Annotated in this window: 21 protein-coding genes and 4 pseudogenes; 9 read left to right on the top strand and 16 right to left on the bottom strand. The window is 59.5% G+C overall.

From position 1 onward, the window contains the following. Positions 1-66: 66 nt before the first annotated feature. Positions 67-246, top strand: a complete 180-nt coding sequence (locus ACSKB9_RS35395; RefSeq protein ID WP_346283727.1) for a hypothetical protein — start codon at positions 67-69, stop codon at positions 244-246. A 2,054-nt stretch (positions 247-2,300) separates the two neighbouring features. Here the strand turns inward: ACSKB9_RS35395 and ACSKB9_RS35390 are convergent. Further along, positions 2,301-2,426 carry a hypothetical protein gene (locus ACSKB9_RS35390; protein WP_283089931.1) on the bottom strand — a complete coding sequence of 42 codons (126 nt, stop codon included), beginning with the start codon at positions 2,424-2,426 and terminating at the stop codon, positions 2,301-2,303. Between the two features lie 157 nt (positions 2,427-2,583). Between ACSKB9_RS35390 and ACSKB9_RS35385 the strand changes: the two genes are divergently transcribed. Next, positions 2,584-2,760, top strand: coding sequence for a hypothetical protein (locus ACSKB9_RS35385; protein ID WP_283089930.1), 177 nt, complete (start codon positions 2,584-2,586; stop codon positions 2,758-2,760). Positions 2,761-2,936: 176 nt separating this feature from the next. Here ACSKB9_RS35385 and ACSKB9_RS35380 read toward each other — a convergent pair whose 3' ends face one another. The 12 genes from ACSKB9_RS35380 to ACSKB9_RS35325 all read right to left on the bottom strand — a co-directional run bounded on the left by ACSKB9_RS35380 (position 2,937) and on the right by ACSKB9_RS35325 (position 8,546). Next, complete coding sequence (locus tag ACSKB9_RS35380; RefSeq protein ID WP_172646947.1) at positions 2,937-3,113, bottom strand: hypothetical protein; 177 nt, start codon at positions 3,111-3,113, stop codon at positions 2,937-2,939. 106 nt (positions 3,114-3,219) lie between these two features. After that, the gene (locus ACSKB9_RS35375; protein ID WP_438078985.1) at positions 3,220-3,363 is read right to left on the bottom strand and encodes a hypothetical protein; all 144 of its coding nucleotides are present in this window, start codon (positions 3,361-3,363) and stop codon (positions 3,220-3,222) included. Between the two features lie 3 nt (positions 3,364-3,366). Then, positions 3,367-3,723 carry a hypothetical protein gene (locus ACSKB9_RS35370; protein WP_283089928.1) on the bottom strand — a complete coding sequence of 119 codons (357 nt, stop codon included), beginning with the start codon at positions 3,721-3,723 and terminating at the stop codon, positions 3,367-3,369. Positions 3,724-3,885: 162 nt separating this feature from the next. After that, positions 3,886-4,728 carry a hypothetical protein gene (locus tag ACSKB9_RS35365; RefSeq protein ID WP_438078983.1) on the bottom strand — a complete coding sequence of 281 codons (843 nt, stop codon included), beginning with the start codon at positions 4,726-4,728 and terminating at the stop codon, positions 3,886-3,888. 49 nt (positions 4,729-4,777) lie between these two features. Beyond that, entirely contained in the window at positions 4,778-5,080 is a 303-nt protein-coding gene (locus tag ACSKB9_RS35360) for a hypothetical protein (RefSeq protein WP_438078981.1), read from the bottom strand. 103 nt (positions 5,081-5,183) lie between these two features. Continuing rightward, positions 5,184-6,011 carry a hypothetical protein gene (locus ACSKB9_RS35355; protein WP_438078980.1) on the bottom strand — a complete coding sequence of 276 codons (828 nt, stop codon included), beginning with the start codon at positions 6,009-6,011 and terminating at the stop codon, positions 5,184-5,186. Positions 6,012-6,063: 52 nt separating this feature from the next. Next, the gene (locus tag ACSKB9_RS35350; RefSeq protein WP_438078978.1) at positions 6,064-6,543 is read right to left on the bottom strand and encodes a terminase small subunit protein; all 480 of its coding nucleotides are present in this window, start codon (positions 6,541-6,543) and stop codon (positions 6,064-6,066) included. A 165-nt stretch (positions 6,544-6,708) separates the two neighbouring features. Then, entirely contained in the window at positions 6,709-6,867 is a 159-nt protein-coding gene (locus ACSKB9_RS35345; protein ID WP_283089924.1) for a hypothetical protein, read from the bottom strand. Further along, a complete protein-coding gene (locus tag ACSKB9_RS35340; protein WP_346283725.1) occupies positions 6,854-7,129 on the bottom strand; it encodes a hypothetical protein in 276 nt (91 codons plus the stop codon). Before ACSKB9_RS35340 ends, ACSKB9_RS35345 begins: the two co-directional genes overlap by 14 nt. Before the next feature lie 217 nt (positions 7,130-7,346). Beyond that, a complete protein-coding gene (locus ACSKB9_RS35335) occupies positions 7,347-7,754 on the bottom strand; it encodes a hypothetical protein (protein WP_283089923.1) in 408 nt (135 codons plus the stop codon). Next, entirely contained in the window at positions 7,751-8,047 is a 297-nt protein-coding gene (locus tag ACSKB9_RS35330; RefSeq protein WP_438078975.1) for a hypothetical protein, read from the bottom strand. Before ACSKB9_RS35330 ends, ACSKB9_RS35335 begins: the two co-directional genes overlap by 4 nt. 136 nt (positions 8,048-8,183) lie before the next feature. After that, positions 8,184-8,546 (bottom strand): DUF6362 family protein, encoded by a 363-nt coding sequence (locus ACSKB9_RS35325; RefSeq protein ID WP_438078973.1) that lies wholly within the window; start codon positions 8,544-8,546, stop codon positions 8,184-8,186. Positions 8,547-8,834: 288 nt separating this feature from the next. On the opposite strand from ACSKB9_RS35325, the gene ACSKB9_RS35320 reads away from it, so the two are divergent. Together ACSKB9_RS35320 and ACSKB9_RS35315 are read left to right on the top strand one after the other, a co-directional pair. Further along, the gene (locus ACSKB9_RS35320; protein WP_438078972.1) at positions 8,835-9,089 is read left to right on the top strand and encodes a hypothetical protein; all 255 of its coding nucleotides are present in this window, start codon (positions 8,835-8,837) and stop codon (positions 9,087-9,089) included. Between the two features lie 18 nt (positions 9,090-9,107). Next, positions 9,108-10,154: pseudogene (locus ACSKB9_RS35315) on the top strand (tyrosine-type recombinase/integrase); the annotation flags it as partial. A 62-nt stretch (positions 10,155-10,216) separates the two neighbouring features. On the opposite strand, the pseudogene ACSKB9_RS35310 reads toward ACSKB9_RS35315, so the two are convergent. Further along, positions 10,217-10,720, bottom strand: a pseudogene (locus ACSKB9_RS35310) (SDR family oxidoreductase); the annotation flags it as partial. Between the two features lie 143 nt (positions 10,721-10,863). On the opposite strand from ACSKB9_RS35310, the pseudogene ACSKB9_RS35305 reads away from it, so the two are divergent. Beyond that, positions 10,864-11,162: pseudogene (locus ACSKB9_RS35305) on the top strand (NADP oxidoreductase coenzyme); the annotation flags it as partial. 149 nt (positions 11,163-11,311) lie between these two features. Here the strand turns inward: ACSKB9_RS35305 and ACSKB9_RS35300 are convergent. After that, positions 11,312-11,902, bottom strand: a complete 591-nt coding sequence (locus ACSKB9_RS35300) for a TetR/AcrR family transcriptional regulator C-terminal domain-containing protein (RefSeq protein WP_438078970.1) — start codon at positions 11,900-11,902, stop codon at positions 11,312-11,314. Between the two features lie 68 nt (positions 11,903-11,970). Here ACSKB9_RS35300 and ACSKB9_RS35295 point away from each other — a divergent pair, with 68 nt between their 5' ends. From ACSKB9_RS35295 to ACSKB9_RS35280, 4 genes and pseudogenes are all read left to right on the top strand, one after another. Continuing rightward, a complete protein-coding gene (locus ACSKB9_RS35295; protein WP_283089918.1) occupies positions 11,971-13,242 on the top strand; it encodes an FAD-dependent oxidoreductase in 1,272 nt (423 codons plus the stop codon). 468 nt (positions 13,243-13,710) lie between these two features. Continuing rightward, a pseudogene (locus ACSKB9_RS35290) lies at positions 13,711-13,875 on the top strand (IS91 family transposase); the annotation flags it as partial. A gap of 577 nt (positions 13,876-14,452) precedes the next feature. After that, positions 14,453-15,175, top strand: coding sequence for an SDR family oxidoreductase (locus tag ACSKB9_RS35285; RefSeq protein WP_438078967.1), 723 nt, complete (start codon positions 14,453-14,455; stop codon positions 15,173-15,175). Positions 15,176-15,713: 538 nt separating this feature from the next. Next, positions 15,714-16,748, top strand: coding sequence for a LysR family transcriptional regulator (locus ACSKB9_RS35280; RefSeq protein WP_438078965.1), 1,035 nt, complete (start codon positions 15,714-15,716; stop codon positions 16,746-16,748). 333 nt (positions 16,749-17,081) lie between these two features. Here ACSKB9_RS35280 and ACSKB9_RS35275 read toward each other — a convergent pair whose 3' ends face one another. Further along, complete coding sequence (locus ACSKB9_RS35275) at positions 17,082-17,819, bottom strand: alpha/beta fold hydrolase (RefSeq protein WP_438078963.1); 738 nt, start codon at positions 17,817-17,819, stop codon at positions 17,082-17,084. Positions 17,820-17,832 lie beyond the last annotated feature (13 nt).

The raw sequence follows: 17,832 nt of genomic DNA, 5'->3' as shown, positions 1-17,832 counted from the left end.
ACTCCGACCCCGAGAAGGCCGCCCGCAGGCTCATGGAGCACGCGCGAGCATTCGAGCCGATCCAGGATGGCCGGATCTATCGAGAAGATCAACTATCCAATGCTCTACCAGGACAAGGCGACGCCGGCCGAGTACTGGGCTGGGTTGGAGTATGCCAAGGACCAAGGCTGGCTCGAGTACCACGAGAGTGGGACGCCTGCCGATAACCGCCCGAGCGAGGACCTGTTCCTGACTAGCCAAAAATAGGCCGGATTTCTGATTAGAAACAATCCGCTCAGGCACGGTTTTATGGCTATGCGGCCGGCTAGCGAAGTTCATTTAGTCCGCGTGACGACCGATAACGGCGAGGTCCAAATCTGGCTCGCTGCGACCTCGCGCGAAGAAGCGGTTGATCGGGTGCTGGACGAAATCCCGGAAGGTGGGCTGTTAGTCTCATTCAGCGACAGCTTGCCGCCGAGCACATCCCGGCGCTCAACATGGAGCCCGGAGAAGTGCGCAGGCATTGGGTGTCCTGAAGAACCGGCCCCAGCGCTTGGGAGCACGCTGGGGCCATGGGCATCACACTGACCGAATGCGGCTTGGTCGAGCTGATGAATGCCGCATTCGTCAGATGAACAAGCTTCCGCCACGTTCGTTCCTAGCTAGCCATGGGAACACTGGGCTAGTTCTCTTCCGCGCTTCGCCTCAGGCGCGCGCTGACTGCAGCCTCCGTTCGCCCGAGCTTGTAGGCAATCTCGCGCTGCGTCAGATTTGTGGTGCGGAGTAACTGCAATAGGCGCTGCTCGTCCTCTTGGGACCACGCTGGCACTGGAATCCCCCAAAATTGCTTGGTCAGGAAATGCCAGTATCGATTGCATGTTCCTCGATTCCCGTCTATCCGGTCCGGAAATCAGGGCCGTTACTTAACCCGATAAGTTTGCCCATGCGCCCGACAAGGAAAGGCCCCAGCGACTCGCGGAGGCCAGGGCCAGTGTCTGACTGGGCGTTCTCAGCGCCGGTAGCGATGCGGCGCCGAACACGGCGACCAATGCCACTGCATCCGCTTCGTTCCTAATCGAAAAGGCCCCAGCATCCGGATCATGCTGGGGCCAAGTCGGATTCGCCGAGCCGCTGCCCGCCGAGAAGCAGCGGTCGTCGTTATCAGGGCCGAAAGAATACGAAATGAAAATTACGTGCCCCGTTGCGAGGAGCCTCCCAAATGAGGCCCGGCTCCGGAAATTACGTCTGTGAATCTCGCTGGATTTTTTTCCCCGGCGGGCAAGGAACCATCGAGACGGCATAGCGTCTAATTGACGCTTCTGGTCAGCCAAGGTGCCCCCCCGACTGCCAGAAGAAAACCCGTATCGCTCGGGTTGGCGGCCCCCGGTTGGGGCCGCTTTTCAGCGAAGTTAAGACACTCAGGGCATCTGGGAAAACGTGGCAATTCCTAACACTGGTGTTAGTCTCGGGCTTCTCGGGTCACGTCCCGATTCATCATAGAATGACTAGGCCCCGGCACCGGCCTCTAGGCCCCCAGAGGTGCTGGGGCTTTTCTTAGGTGGGCGGCGGCGTCAATCGTCAGTTCTGCTGCCATTATTTCGATATTGCAGGTTCCTGGGAACAGGCACAAACTGCATGTATGTATGGATCAGACCATCACTTAGACGCAGTAGAATACGGCTTCCTGGGCTTTGCCTGCGCGTCCTTTGTCGGGCTGCTCGTTAGCATGAGTTGGCTTCTGATGGGTTGAACGGCCTACGTTATGGACGACCAAAACTCAGCCTCAGCTTGTACCCCTGCTAAGGCCTTTTCTTGGGATTTGCCAACCGACCTCTCCTTCTTTGACCTGCGCGGCACCGCGAATTTCTGCTTAACCGACATACTAACATAAGTTAAAATGTGGCTTTTGCTGCATTAGGTAGCTTATGTCCGAAACGGACGTTCGTATCCGAGCGCTCGAGGATCAGATCGCAAAGCAGATCGAACTGGTCGCGCAACTGATTTGCGAGAACAAGAGCGCGGTCGAGGCAGAGCGAGAGCTTAACCGGCTCGAAAGAAAACTGGTCGAGGAAAGTATGCGATCGGACAAGGCTGGCTTGAGTATCGCGAGAGCGCGACGTTCATGAGGATGCTGCAGCCGGGCAAAGATCTGCTCGCCTGAGCAAGGTCCCCAGGCCTTCTCAATTGTGCCTATCGCCTCTGCCGTTCTGACACGATGTACCAATATCCCGTCCCGACCGCAGCAGCAGCGCTGAGCACTCCTACGATTGCGACGACGCCTTCCGCTAGCTCCATACGGGCCTCATCAAAATCCTGAAGGCTTAGAAGATAAAATCAACCACCAGCACTGCGCCGACGACGCTCAGGACTACGATGATCAGAATCCAATCACCTCGGCGTTCTTCCGTCATAGGGCCTTGCAAGGCGAGGCGCCGGATCGTCCACATCGGGGCCTCCAGCGCGGATTCGTAATCCTGCCCACGATACTTATCTTTCCAACATGCGCAAATCCGATCTCTGCCTGCCAACCGTTGGGAACGTGGTTCCGGCCGGGCCCGAGTGGTTCGACTATACTCGCCGTCGAAGTCGTCGCGGGAGTTTTGAATGACGAAGGACGCTTTCGACCAATGGTGGGAATGGGCCCGGAAGCCGCTGGAGAGCGAGCTGGCGATACCGGTCGAGATCTGGCGTCCGGTCTCGCGGCTCTCACCGGATGAGAGGCTTGACCGTCAGAAGGTCAATGAGGCTGTGGCAGCGCACAAGGAGCCCGACGCCGGTTAAGGCGCCGGGCAAGTCTCTGGGAGGAAACAGCCTGAAGGCTCAGGCCGAGCTACCGTCTGTCCAGACGATCAGACGGATTGGGCGGCGAGACAGCCACCATCCTTGAATTGCGATACCGATGGTCAGGGCAGAGAGAACGATCATGAAGGCCGCAAGCCAGCGGATCCAGAACTCCATCACATCCTGGCTTTGATGAAGTCCGCAAGGTGGTTCGCGGCGCGCGCCAGTGATGCGGATGCTTCCTTCAGCTCATCCTGAGCTTTCTTCAGCCGCTCTTCCTGTTGGGTGAAGTCTTTGTCCCCGCGGCCGTCGTCGGCGAAGATGCGTCGAAACTGGTTTATGATCTGGTTCATCGCTTTGCCCGTATCTCAGAGGTCAGGGCTTCCAACGCGGTACGCGTGCTGTGAATGGCTTCGGCGAGGCGGTCGGCTGCCAACACGCGCTCGTCATAGCTTTCCGTCAGCTGGTTTTCGAGCAATTGGATTCGGATAGGTCAGCAGCAATCTTGTTATCGACGTTCCCGGCCTTCAGCTTTTCCCGATATGCATTGATCAGGCCCTTGATGACGGGCCCCCCGATGAAGCCAATGATGGTTTCCCACATCGGTTAGGTCTTCCCGACCGACCGCAGCCGCGCCGCGATGGTGATGGCCGAGATCCCCATCATCACGTAGGCGAGATACAGCGGATTGTCCTTCAGCGCCTCCATGACCTGGGCCTTCAAGTCGGGGTCACCCAAGGCGGAGGCAATCGGATCGAGCCACTGAAACACGGTTCCGATGCCGGTCAGGAACAGGCCCCAGAGCACCGTGACCGACCGGCCCATGAGAGCCCAGACCTTGCCCCAGAACGTGTCGGCCTCGGCGTAGAAGGACTTCAGCGCGGGGATCGCATGGAGAACCGGCCGCAAGAACATAAAATACGCACACAGCACACCCGGCACGATCAAAATCAGCCAAAGCATCGTCATTTCCTTCCGAAGAGAGATTTGAAGAGGTCAACAAAAAAGGCCCCGATGGAGCCTTTGGCGGGAGACGAGACTGAGGGGGTTGCCGGCGGCGCCGGAGGCGGCTTTAGTGTCGGCGTAGTCGCGGCCCCGCAAACGATATCGTCGGATCGATCTGCATCATCGCAAGGATGAGGCCAGCACAGCCGAGCTGCCTATCCGTAACGTGCTCGATCGGGCCGTGATCAACGAGGATCTTGCCGCCAGGTCCCGTGGGCGGATCATAGATGTCAGTGCCGGCCCAAATGTATGGCGACGGTCGCCCTTTGTTGGCATAGCCCCGCCGATCTCCTTGCCGAACCGATTGATGAGCTGATCGCGCCCGAGATATCCGCGGAAGGCCTCCCACTCGACTTCATCCCAGGTCCGCGAGATCGAATGCACGAAATCGCCGCGCTGGTAGTATTCCAGCAGGACATTTTCCGACTTCAGGATCGTCTGCGGGCTCGCGTAAGCTTCCTTGGCCTGCTCCTCCAGGTCCCGCGCCGGATCGATCGCCGCGTCATCCAGCTGACCGGCCTTCCGGGTTACGGTGTCGAACACCGGAGAGTATTTCACCCGCGCGATACCGCGCGCATAGAGCAGGTAATCGTCTCGCACCTGAAGGAACTTTGACATGTAGTCGTTGGCCTCGAAGGTGAAGTTGATCGCGCGCTGCAACATCTCAGTTGCCTTGCTCGCAACCGGATCGCGATCCTTCCATCGCTGCTGCACGGCTCCTTTCGGCAGCTTCGACATGACGGCCGGCTTCATGGTCTCCATATTTGACCAGAGCATCTGATTGCCGCGCTTCCGAGCCGTCGCCGACGCCTCATAGCGGTACTTGTCGCGGATCTTGCGGCAACGATCCTCCCAGCGCTTCATCGCCGTCGTGTTCTGGGCGCGTTCGATCTCGGTCAGCCAGTGAGCGACGTCACTGTCTTTGCCGCTATCGTCCGGAGTATCATCAGCCAAGGTGTTCACTCACAGTGTTTCCCTCGCAAAACTGTCGTTCTGCCCGTCGCCTGCCCATTCATCGAACGTCATTTAACAGCGGTTTCGCAACCGGCGGCGCGGGCTGTTCAACCTGCTGCCAGCCCATCGCCAGATATCGGAAGGCATCCGCGCCATGGCTGGCCCAATTGTGCAGCGGCGTGCTCTTGAAAACCTTGCGGTCGTCGTCCCACTCTTTCGAGTACTGACGCAGAGCCTCACAGCCCGCCGTCGTCTTGGTCTCGTTGAACCAGCACCGCGGCAACGTTAGCCGGACCGCGTTGACACCATCATCCACGCGATGGTCGGGGCACAGCACCGGCCGGCGCTTCTTGCTGAACATCGTCTCGATGCGGGTACGACCAGAGCCGAGCTCGGGCGCCTTTGCATCGTGCGGGACAATGTCCTCACCGTGATAGCCGCGATCGTTCAGCAGATCGCAATAGTCAGGAATGAACGACGTCTCGCCCCTGGAAGTAGTCGACCAGCCTGATCTGCCCAGCCACGATCTGCCAGCACCAGATCGCCATGTGATCGCCCTTGCCAAGGTCCCAAGCGGTATTCACCGGGACGCTCGGCTCGATCGGAACGATGCCGATCCGCTTCTCCTGGTCGGCGCGCAGCATCTCGCGGCCGTAGTAGGCGCCCAGGATCGCGCCTTCGAAGGAGCAATTGTACTCCTGCTCGATCAGGGCATCGCCTTCGTCGACGCCGTAGATCGAGTGATACTCGAGCCGCTGCTCCTCGATCGTCTGCTGGCTCACCGCGCCAGTGTCGGCGGCGCGCAGGATCTGAGCGAACCACTCCGGATTGCCCTTCGCCATGTCGTACATCGTCTTGACATGGTTCCGACCGCGAGGCGTCGTGATGAAGGTTGCCCAACCGTTGTTTTCAGCCAGGATCGGCGCCAAATAGGCCCACGCCGACGGGTTGCAGATCGCCCACTCCGAGAACGCTATGCCGGCCGGCGGAGCGCCGACCAGGCTGTCCGGATTATCCGATCCAACGACGCGCCAGATCGAACCGGACTGGAACTCAATCACCATCGACGAGTTGTCGATCCGGCGTCGCAAAGGCGCCGGAAACGCTTCGTCTATGCGTCGCTTCCCCGTGTGCGGGTTGATCGCCTCCCAGATCGCTTTCCGGGCCTGCTCGTATCGTGGCAGGCAATGCCAATAGTTGGCCACGCGCTCGTGAGCGGCAATGGCTGTCCGATGCAGGATCAGATCGTCCTTGCCGGCACGACGGTGCCACACGAGCAGAGAGCGCTTCACGCCTCGCTCCAAGGCGTACCACGCTGGCAGCTGATACGGCCTCGGCTCCCACTTATGCGGGAGCAGAAGTTCCGTCATCCGAGAACCTGCGGATCACCACCGTCAATGGCTGGTCCTTGTCACCGGCCAATTCCAGCTTGTCGCCGTAGATCTTCGGCAACGCCTTCGACAGCAGCCACCGGCGCGCATCGAACCGAAGCCGCGAGCGCTGAACATGCTCCCCGTTCAGCTTGTAGACCTTCTGATCACCCTCGCCCTGCTGCTCAATCCAGTCGTTCCGACCATCGTCAGCGAGCTCGAGCACCTCGTCGGCCATCGTGTGATAGCCGATCTCCCGAGCGAGGCGATACCGGTCCTGGAAGCCTTCACGGTTCTCTGCGACCCACGTCCGGACCGTCGACTCCGGCGGCATGCTAGTGTCCCGGCACACCGCGCGCAGCGTCTTCCCTTCCATGAGACGGGCGAGAATGACCGCGGCGATCTCAGCCGTGTAGACGCTCGGGCGTCCGGACCTTGCTTCCTGTTCTGACATCTCGGCTCGGCTTTTGATCGCCGTTCCCTGGCTACAAATGCAAAACCCGCCGCGGCGGTGCCGGGCGGGCGCATCTATTCACTCAAGCTGATTTGCACGCGAATATTGGCTATGCGGCTGCAAAAGTCAATCGGCTGGCGCCTCACGCTCTACAAGGGCTGCTGATTACCGGAAATACGTCATGCCGCCGACGACGATGGACAAGACAAAAACCAAAACAGCAGCCCCAATGATCCACGGCATGTCACGGCGTTCTCTGGGGGTCATGCAGCTTCCTTCTCCGGTCGCGATCGCGTCCTCATCGGGATTTTCAACCTTGGTCATTCAGGTCGCCTTCTCGGCCCAGCTTCACCGTTCCGGCGATGTGTACTTTCTCGACCGCCTTAGGCGGCTGTAGCCCAGGCGACGTCAGCCACTCGTGAATATGGGCTGCTGTTTCGGCCTGACGGGCTCGGCGCAGGTATAGCTCGCGTTGAGAGCACGGCGGGAGCTGCGCGGCAGCTTCCCTGAAGCGAATTGCCTCCTCGGCCAATCTCTCTTCGAATGTCTTGGTATGCTTGATCCGCTTGCGACGCTTGATGACCATAGCGCGCTCCTTCCGTTGGAGGACGGCGGGAGCGCGGTGACAGCGTTCTCATCACCGATAAATACCGTGGGGCTGCGCGGTGATGAGGAACGAATACGACGGGCGAGCACGGGATTCAATGTCCCATGTTACTCCGTAAATAATTGTTTTTCTTGAGAAATACTCAAATAGTGCAGAACACTAATTCCGCGCCTAATGACAGTTTCGCCGTGAATTGTCACGCCGCGATCTCCCGCCATCGCTTCAACAACTCGCCGTGCCAGAGCATTGTCGCGCCCGGGTGGATCCTGAACGCTGCGAGGTCAACCGCCCGCTCCATCGTCGCGCCCGGCGCCTCATACCAGCCGCCTGCCCGCTTGATCGGCATCATGTCGCACTGGACAGCCCGGGAGATGTTGGTCGCGATCGCGCGGTTCGGCCCCCAAAGAGCGGCATGAACGGCCAGCGGTGCCGGGCTAGACGCCTGCAGCCGGCCGATCGTGGCGACCAGGTCGAGCGCATAGCCAACACGGCTCATTTCCGTCCTGTGAATCCCCACCTCGGACGTCACCACATACACCGCGGCGAACTCGCCTTGCCGCAACTGATCGCGGATCGGCTTGGCATAGTCGGCAAGGTCGATCATTGGCCGTTTCCCATTTTAATGAGACGGCGGATTATCTCGGCATGATCTGGGGAGCTCTGGCACGATGACATCACTACGCCTGTTGGTTTGAGTGGATGTTGCCAATGGACCGGCCTTTCGCAGATCTGCGCGGTCTCTTCGAGGGCTTCATTGCGAGCCTGTTGAAGGGCCGTATGCATTGTCTCAATGGCCGCCGCCGCAAGTTCATACCAGATGCGGGCCAAAGGCTGATTGATCAGCTCCGCGCGCCGTTTCTCCATCGCCGCTGCGACCAGTCCTTGCATCTCGCTCATCGCCGCCCCTCGAAACGAGCAGCCTTGTGTTGCCCGTCATGCCAGCGCTTGCCGTCCTTCATCCACCCGACGCCGCCGATCCAGACCTTGCCATGCGGGTTAACGACCGGGTTAACCCCGGCTATGGCCCGCTCAGTCAGGAAATTCGGCAGATGGGCCCGCCCGCCGGCTCTTCGATGGTCTCGACGCCGTGCTCGACGCCGCCGAAATGCTCCAGGATCAGTGCGACGGATTTATCGATCCGGTTGTGAATTGTCCGCTCGCTGCATCGCTCTCGCTCCGCCATGCGCCAGATCGGCTCATCGTTCGCCCATGCCACCAACCGCGGTACGCCGCCATGGTGATGCCCAAGCCATGCCAGCCAATCCGCAACGGTTTCGGCCTGCGCAATTTCTCGCGCCGTCGGCACGATCCGAACACGGGTTTCGTTGTAGCCGTGTGCCAGCGTCGCATCTTCGGTCGCTCGGCTCCAGACCTGCGAGACGTTGAGGAAACGCATCTCGCTATCGCCAAGGGCGTCGAGGACGACAATCGCATGCTTGATCGCGACCTTTCCTGAAGCGCAATCCGGGCGATGAGGTTGGTGTCATCGAGTCGGATGAGCAATTGGCTGCCGCTGTCGTTTACTCAGGCCTGATGCGGCGTGGCCTGGTTTTTGGTTCTCTGACGCCCGGGAAGGGCGGTTGCTTCCTTACGCCGGCTGGCGAGCTCCATTGCCGAGATCGGCACAGCGCAATGACGCGAACTGGTACCTCACCAGTCCTCGATCTGAGCCCGGCCACGTTAGATGGTCTTCGCGCAAAGGCCGGGCTTGTCGAAGTCGTCATGGACGATTGGGCGGATTTTCCCGGCGGCGTCCAGCTCGAACGAACTGCAGAGCACGCTCATTCTCTCGCTCGCGAAGGATGTCATCCGCTTTCAGCGGACGGCGATGATCGAGAAACCCTTCACGGTCGACGGCTTCAGCGGTTGGATGCGCGACGAGATGGACGAAGCGAACCTGCCGCTCGATCGTCGGATATTCGACGGATATTCGACGTAAAACCCCGCGGCGAAAGCTATGTCGAAGACACTCACCGAGGCTCAGATCACGACGGCTAAGGCGCGCTCCCGGCTCGAGCTTGGTGTGCATTGGCGTCGCCTCGATGCCGAAGCGCATCTGGGCTATCGCAAAGGAAAACGGGGTGGCGTTTGGCTTGTCCGCTGGCGCAATCACCACGAAGGCGGCAATTACAAACAGGCGCCAATTGGCATCACCAATGACATCAATGACAGGCCCGCCGACGGAATTCTAACCTTCGAACAGGCCGTCAGAACGGCCCGGGAGGCGGTAGCTCGAGCCAGAACAGAAGCCGCGGCACAGGCGGCGGGCCCGGCTCCTACCGTGCGATCGGCCGTTGAAGCCTACGTCAAGGAACGAGATGCTCGAGAAAGACGCCGAACAGGTCGCGACGTCCAATCCGACGCCGGCACGAAGCTGCGGCGCTACCTTCTTGGTCAGGAAAAGCGCGGCAATCAGGAAGCTATGGACGCTGCTCCTCTCGCATCGGTGCATCTGCATGCCTTGAATGAAGACGACTTGATAGCTTGGCGTGACGGTTTACCGGTGGACTTAAAGGTCACTACCAAGCAGCGGTTCGTCAATGACCTCAAGGCCGCACTAAATGCCGCGTGGCCGCGGCTTTCCGCAGATCGGAAGAAACTAAACCCGGCGTTCCTCGCCATTGTGAAGGCCGGCTTCAAAGCCGAGCGGATCGATGATGATGATGACGTGTCGGTCGCTCGGGATAACCAGATTCTCACGGATGAGAAAGTTGGCGCGATCCTTCAAGCTGCGTGTGAAGTCGATCAGGAGCAAGGATTCGATGGCGATCTATATCGGATCATCGTATGTCTGGCCGCGACGGGCGCGCGGTATGCGCAGGTCAGGCGAATGCGCGTAGGCGACGCCCAGGTTTCTGCACGGCGTCTGATGCTGCCGGGCTCTTACAAGGGACGTGGCGGCAACAGCGGCTCAGAGCCGGTTCCAGTAGGTGACGATGTGGTTGAGGTGCTTTTGCCCGCAATCGCCAGGCGGCCAAGCGATGCACCTCTTTTCGAGCGATGGATCCACGCGTTCGCGATGTCCGATGCCTCTCCGATGCGACGCAATGGCAGCCGCTCCGCAGCGCCGGCGAACATCTTCTCGCGCTCTGCCACGGCCATGCCGGACCACATCGGCGTCGCGACCAGGCCGGGCGAAACCGCGTTGACCCGGACCGGCGCCATCTCGAGCGCAAGCCCGCGTGTCAACGCCTCGAGCGCAGCGTTCACGGCCCCCTGCAGCACGGTGTTGGCGGAGGGGCGTGCGCTCCGAAAGCCGGAAACGAAGCAGAGCGAGCCTCCGTCCCGGATCTTCGCCGCTCGGGCGACATGATAGGCGCCCCAGAACTTGCTCTCCATGGTGGCGCGTGCGTCCGTCAGGTCGGATTTTCGGAGCGGACCGCTGGTCGTCTGCGCTGCCGATACAACGACGTGATCCCATTCCCCTTCGCCGGCGAAGAAGGACTGATCGAAGGATAATCGGCGGTATCTATCCGGGCCGCCTTGGCGGTCCGGGGAGGCCCGGCGAGCGCGGCGTCGAGCTTGGCCGCGGAGCGGGACGCCATGGTGACCGACGCGCCGGCCTCGCACGCCTGCTTCGCGACGCCAGTCCGATACCCGAACTGCCGCCCACGACCAGAAGGCGCTCTCCTCGAAGACGTCCGTACATGCCTGCTCCTGACATCGATGCGTTCACGCCCACGTCACGCAGCCGAGGTGAGTTGGCTTCGCGCGGTCTCTCCTCCTCCGCCTTCGTCGCGAAGGCGTTCGCCGGCGCCAAGTTCGTGAAAGGTTTCAATCACCTGATTGCGGCCACCCTGGCTGCCGATCCGATCGTCCAGGGCGGCCACCGGGTCGTCTTTCTGTCGAGCGACGACGAGGACGCGCCGCTCCCGTGGCGGCCTTGGCCAAACAACTCGGGTTCGCACCCGTCAAGCTGGGAAAGCTCAACGAGGGTGGCGCGCTGGTGCACGCACGCGACCGCACTTGGGGCCAGCTCATCTTCCAGGATCTGTTCAAGAAGGAGCAGTAATCGCCTCATCGCCACCGATCGCGGCTATAGCAAAGCCCGGCGTATGTACGACAGACATTCTTCTACCGGCTAACGCGACGTCCTAGTCCTTGAGGGTCGTGAACGCGTAGCAACCAGGGACCGGCAACCAGAACCAAAATTTGGTTCGATCATTTATCTCTTCTTGATCGGCGCTTCACTCGTGTTGCGAGGCCATCAAGGATCAGCTTCAGCCCTTCTTCGAAAGCGGCTTCGTGATCGATCCGCGGAACGCCGATCAAATCGTCCGCGGTTGCGCCGAGACTGGCTTCGGCCTGTTCCTCCAGCACGCTTCCGACGGTGAAGTGGCTGGACGCAAGCATCGCCATCTGAGCGTCTCGCTCAGGCAAACCGGACGCGATCAGAAAGGCCATCTTGTGCGCGATCCGATCGATGTCCGTGGCGCTGGGACGGCTACCCGCGTGGAGCTTTGCGCCGTCGCGCCGTCTCAGCAGCGTTCGCCGGAAGCTGCGCGTGTTGTCGAGAAACCAATCACGCCAGTCGTCGGATGGCACTGGAAGCGGAGTGGTCGCGTGGGGCTGCATTGCAGTCTCGGCCATGGCGGCGAGCAGTTCCTCCTTCTTGCGAAAATGCCAATACAGCGACGGTTGTTCGACGCCGAGCCGCTTTGCGAGTTGTCTCGTGCTGATGCCCTCGAGGCCAACCTCATCAAGCAGATCTAGTGCTTCGGCAATTACGGCTTCACGATTCAGCTTAGTCATCTTGACAATCTATCAGCGATAGGGAAACTCGTAAACTAGCCTATCACTGATAGATTCGAGTTGCGGGCATGATGGTTGAAACTGGAAGTCGTTCTCTCAAAATTCTCATCTGCGGCGGTGGGATCGCAGGGCCGGCGTTGGCCTATTGGCTCGCCCGAAGCGGCCATCGAGTTGTGGTAGTGGAGCGTTTCCCAGCTCTCAGGGCCACAGGTGCGCAGGTGGACCTGCGCGGGAAAGGCATCGAGGCCGCGAAGCGCATGGGCCTGATCGGTGCCGTCCGGAACAACCTTGTCGATGAGGCCGGCGTCTCGTTCGTCGATTCCCAAGGCCGTGCCAAGGCGACGATGATGGCTAACCGATCTGGTCGAGGCGCCCAATCCCTCACGTCCGATTATGAGATCATGCGCGGCGATATGGTGCGCATTCTCCATGACGCGACCAAGGACGGCGTAGAATACGTCTTTGGCGAGACCGTAGTTGAGTTCGCCCAGGACGATGAGAAGGTCCTAGTTTTCTTCTCGGATGGCACTGCCGACAGGTTTGATCTGCTCGTCGGAGCAGATGGTCAGGGATCGCGTATTCGCAAGGGCATCCTGCCGCCCGATGCAGGGGATCCTTTCCTGCGAATGGGCATCCACATGGCCTATTGGTTCATCCCTCGCACACCGGCAGACGATGGCAACATCCGCAACACATACCTCGCTCCTGGCGGTCGGATGATCATGCGACGAAGCCATAACGCGACGGAAACGCAAGTCTACTTCGTACTCAGGGAGAGCTCTGAAGAGGCTTCAGCGATTCACAGAGCGCCGCTGGACCAGCAAAAGCAATTCTGGATAGAGCGGTTCCGGGACGCCGGCTGGCAGACCGATCGGTTCATCCAAGGCATGATGACGACGCCCAACTTCTACTCTCAGGAAGTGGTACAGGTCCGCACAGACACCTGGTACAAAGGTAGTGTCGTTCTCGTCGGTGATGCCGCACATTGTGCATCCCCATTTAGCGGCATGGGCGTATCCGGCAGTCTGGTCGGAGCTTATGTCTTAGCGGGTGAGATCAATCGCAATTCGGGGAATCTCGCGCGAGCCTTTGCGCACTACGACAAAACGCTGCGGCCCTTCGTCAACGAAATACAGAACGTAAACCCATCGCTCCTGCGCCTGGGAATGCCCAAGACGAGTCTTGCGATAAACGTCTTTCTTTCCGTAACAGGCTTGGCCGCACTGCTCCGCATCCCGGACCTAGTCGCCAAGTTTTCGTCGGAAGACAGGGACGGCGGCTGGCTTTTACCCGAATATACGGAGCTGCATCCGATCCTTCGGACTGTGCAACCGGATTAGGTGAGAACTCGGGATGCAGGCCATTAATTCACTGCACTCTCTTTCCTGCGCAAGCCTGCGATCAATTGACGACAGAAGAAGTTCGGCAAGTACCGTTTCTCGCGATGAACTTTACGAACAGGTCTGGTCAAGGCCGGTGACCAGGGTCGCCGCCGACTATGGCGTAACCAGCACGGCCCTCAAGAAAACCTGCAAGCGCCACAAAATCCCTACACCCAAACGAGGATACTGGGCAACGCTTGAGCATCGTAAACCGGCTCCCAAGACAACTCTTCCCAAACTGAACGACACACGCCTCGAAGCGATGAAGAAGCGATCAGGCCGCAGCAAACTCCCGCCCACAGGGACGCCCGATCGGACGACTGCGAGGGCTGCGCGACAAGATCGTAACCGCAACACGCGAATTGTAGCGAACAGCAATGCGAGACTCCACCTTGGCATCGATTTCGCGCGTGCGGCGAGCGTCGATCCGATCGCGAGGCCGAGCTGTTGCCGGTGCCGTACGATCACGTGGTGTTCACGCCGCCGGCAGCGATCGCCGGCATCGCCCACCAGGAAGAGACCTTCCTCTACAAGGTCTCGGCCGAGACCATGCTGACCATGGCCGCCGATCCGAAGAACCTCGGCGCCAGAGCGCGCTCAGCTCCGTCAATCGTCGCAAATCGTCGTGCAACTTGTGGGCTTCGACACCGCGCCCCGCTCTCTCATCGGCCGCTTCACTGTCGCACAACTCGTTGGACCAGCTCGATCCCAATCGGTCAGCTCGCCCGCGGCGCTCAAATTCCGATAGCGCCTGCCGCACCGCCTTCCGTTCTCTCAAGCGCGGATTCCTCCCCTACAGGCTTTCGGACGCCGGCCGCCGAGCAGGCGGCGACCTCGCTCAAGCGGCCGGGATCCGAAACCTTCACAGAAGCGGTATTGGACCGTCGCGTTGACAAAGGAGCGACATGACATTAAGCCGGCCCTTACAGCTTCTATCCAAGCTGCCGTAGGCGTTACCGTGATCCAACGCGCCTTTTCGAGAAGGTCCCAGCAGGGAGATCTCGAAGCAAAAGGCTTACGGTACGCTATCCTTCTGATACCATCGCGTTGGTCGACTATCTACGAACGACACGCGGGATTCCACGTGCCATTTGGGTCTCTCGCGATCGCCCAAAGCACGGAGCTACGCCGTAGCCTTTCCTTGAACAATAGATGGAAAGGTATAACCATGAAAATGAGCGGCAACACCATCCTTATAACTGGCAGCACCAGCGGCATCGGACGCAAACTCGCGGAAGCATTCCACGATCGGGGCAACCGGGTGATCGTGGCTGGGCGACGCCAAGGTCTGCTTGATGAAATCACAGTGGCGCGTCCCGGTATGGTTGGCATGTTTCTTGATCTCGATGCTCCACAGTCTTTGGCTCGCCTGGCAGATGACGTTGGTGCTCGCTTTCCCGATTTAAATGTACTGATTGCCAACGCAGGCATCTCGCGAGCGGAGGACATGGCTGCTGATGACTGGAATGCTGCGGACGCCGAGGCGATCGTCCAGACCAACATTCTGGGCGTGCTAAGGGTGACGGCGGCAATTCTGCCGATGCTTAAACAGCAGCGTGAGGCGGTCATCATGGCAACCAGTTCCGCCCTGGCTTTTCTGCCCCGTACGGAGTTTCCAGCCTACTGCGCGAGCAAGGCGTTCCTGCACTCCTGGCTGACTTCGCTGCGACACCAACTCCGCAAGTTTCCTATCGAGGTGCTCGAATTGTCTCCTCCTTACGTGCAGACGGAACTGACCGGCGCTCAGCAGGCCACCGACCCGCGTGCCATGGCTCTCGAGGCGTACGTTACGGAAGTGATGCAGATGCTCGAACGGGGAAACCACACTCGAGGTGAACTGCTACTGGATCGCGACTATCCTAGACGCTGGGCTGAGCGTGACGGAAACTGATGATGTGATGTTTGCTGCGATGAATCCGACTTAAGATCCGCGCCATGACGATCACCAGCTAAGTGTACGGCTGGCAATCGTTAGACTTCTGCACCTTCTGACTGCATTTGCGCGTGTGAGAGGTGCAGAAGCCTTTGGTCAAAACCACTCAGGGGCCTAACCGGACCAACCATCCCATCACCAATTGAACCGATGCAACCTAGCGGATATCGGTTGCGCCCTTGATGGTATTTGTCATCGCGCCCTACTTTTTGACCAGCGGGCAGAGCGTGTCCGAGAGTGGCTGGAACGTCTCATCCGCGGGCACCGCTTCCCGTGGCCTCCAGCCACTTCTCGGTCAAGCACCATCCGTCAATCGTCACGTTCCCATGCCGCTCGGCATACATTTCGCTGATCCGCGTTCCCCTCATTTACCACAACAAGGCTCCGGAATCGGCAGCGTTGGCCGCGTTGGACCGCCTTCAGATATGCAGGGTCGATAGAGCCACGCCTGATTGGCAACCCGTCCGAGCCCGGCAAGCGGGGGCCGTGACCTACAATGAAGTGCCATTGCAGCCAATACTGCAGTGCCAAAGAAACGCAAGGGCCACAGGCTTTTCGGCGCCGCGTTGACCTGCATCTCCTGAGGCGTTTTACTGCAGGGATGAGCATCAGGAGCATCGATCTAAACCTGCTTCCGGTCTTGCGAGCGTTGCTCGAAACCCGGAGCGTTTCGGCGGCAGCCCGCACGCTAGGTTTGTCCCAACCGGCCGTCAGCAATGCTCTCACCCGGTTGAGGGGGCACTTCGGCGACCCCCTTTTTCACCGAACGCGTGGACAAATGGAACCGACGGCCCGCGCACTAGAAATCGGTTCGATCATCACGGATGCATTAGCTCGTATCGAGTCCACGTTGGAACGCAAGTTTGACCCGTATACTCTTGTCCGAACCTTCAAACTCGGGCTCGTCAGCTACAGCGGATTTTATTTTTTGCCCGCTCTGATCGAGAAGCTGAGGTTCGAAGCTCCGCATGTCCAAGTCCTCCCGGAACATATGACGGAGGCATCCGCGTACGAAGCTCTTGAAGCGTTGGAGCTAGACTTTGCGATGGGCATCTTCTGGAGAAAGGCCCCGTCCCTCACCAGGTCAGTTCTGCTCGACACTTCCTTTAAGGTGATCATGAGACCGGGCCACCCTATCGCCGCTGGAGCAATCACGCCCGAGAAAGTGGCAGGCTATCCGCACATCCGCCTTCCCGTGCTAGACAATGTGGAAAGAATGCTTGACGCAAATGGACTTAAACGTCACTTCGCGGCGACTTCACCGAATCCGCTGGCTGTGCCCTTTTTAGTTTCTCAATCAGACATGCTCGCCATACTGCCCAGCCGATTGGCAATGGCCTTTGCGACGGTCTGCCCATTGCAGGAGGCATCGCTTCCCATCGAAATGCCCCGATGCGAGATTGAGCTGGTCGCACATCCGAAGCACGACACGGAAGCGGGATTCCAATGGTTTGCTGATTGTCTTCGGAACCTGACACTCGATCTCGATAGGACCATGCAGCCTGCAGACGACAAGACGGCCGCGATCTGACGCTCAAGCTCGGTGAGCTCCTTCTGGGGCTCAACATCCCCTCTGCCCGCCAGCCGCCATTCTCTCGATCTTTGGCACTCTGGTTCCTGAGGAATCCCGCCAGATTGACAGGACGCCGGCCCGTATTGCGGCTTGATCGTTGCAGAAGAAGCTTCCGTTCTCCGGAGCCAAATGACATCCCCTATCAAGCGAGATGTTTTCATTGCGTGTTCAATCGAAGCCTGGTCCGACACTGGTCCAGAAATTCTGCGAACTCTTCGCGTTGTCGTGGTCATGCAACGTCCATGACCGGCAATTAAGTTTCATCTGCCGGCATAGCCACCTTGACTTTTTTTAATCGAGGAATTGGTATAGCAAATCGACATAGATCTCCGGTTGATCCACCTCGATGTTGTGTGCCGCGTCGTCAATGTAGACGATTTTCGCGCGGGGAATGTGCTTCTCAAGGATCAGCGGCGTCTCCGGTGGCACTACACCGTCCTTTCTGCCGTACAGGATCAGCGTGGGACAGGTGATCGCGTCCAAACGCGAAACGAGTGACGCGTCATATCTGACGGCGCCGCTGTAACGGGCCGCTCGTGCGCGATTGGCAGCGATCATCTCTGGTGTTTTCGTTTCAGGACGACGCTTCTCCGGGTGCGCAAAAGCTCGGCTTAGAAAGGTCGCAGGATCTCCTTCCAGTGCCTCGTCCGTTCTCGGATTCAACCCTGCCGGGCACTGTAAGATCAGTCGGCATACAAGATCTGGACGCTGAGCGGCCAACCAGCAGGCAATCCATCCCCCGAACGAGTGTCCTGCGACGTCGGCTGGCCCGCGGATAGTCGACGCGATGAACGTTGCGATGTGATTGGCCAGGTCCGCCATCCCGACAACCCTATCGAGGTCCTCCGTCCCGTCGAAGCCCGGCGCGATCGGAAGATAGATCCTCCGTGCCCGCGCCAGAGTTTCGACGGCAGATGTGATGCGCACGCCGCTTGCGCCATGCAGAAACAACAGCCGGGGTCCGGCTCCGCCTTCAAGGTACTCGGCGGCTCCGTGACCCAGGTCAACGCGCTTCCTTTGGAACTTCATGATGGTTTTCTCC

This window comes from Bradyrhizobium sp. BR 1433 (genome assembly GCF_051547665.1).
GTDB lineage: Bacteria > Pseudomonadota > Alphaproteobacteria > Rhizobiales > Xanthobacteraceae > Bradyrhizobium > Bradyrhizobium australafricanum.
The sequence above is the reverse complement of the archived record's forward strand: the minus strand, read 5'-3'. Positions and strand labels throughout refer to the sequence as shown.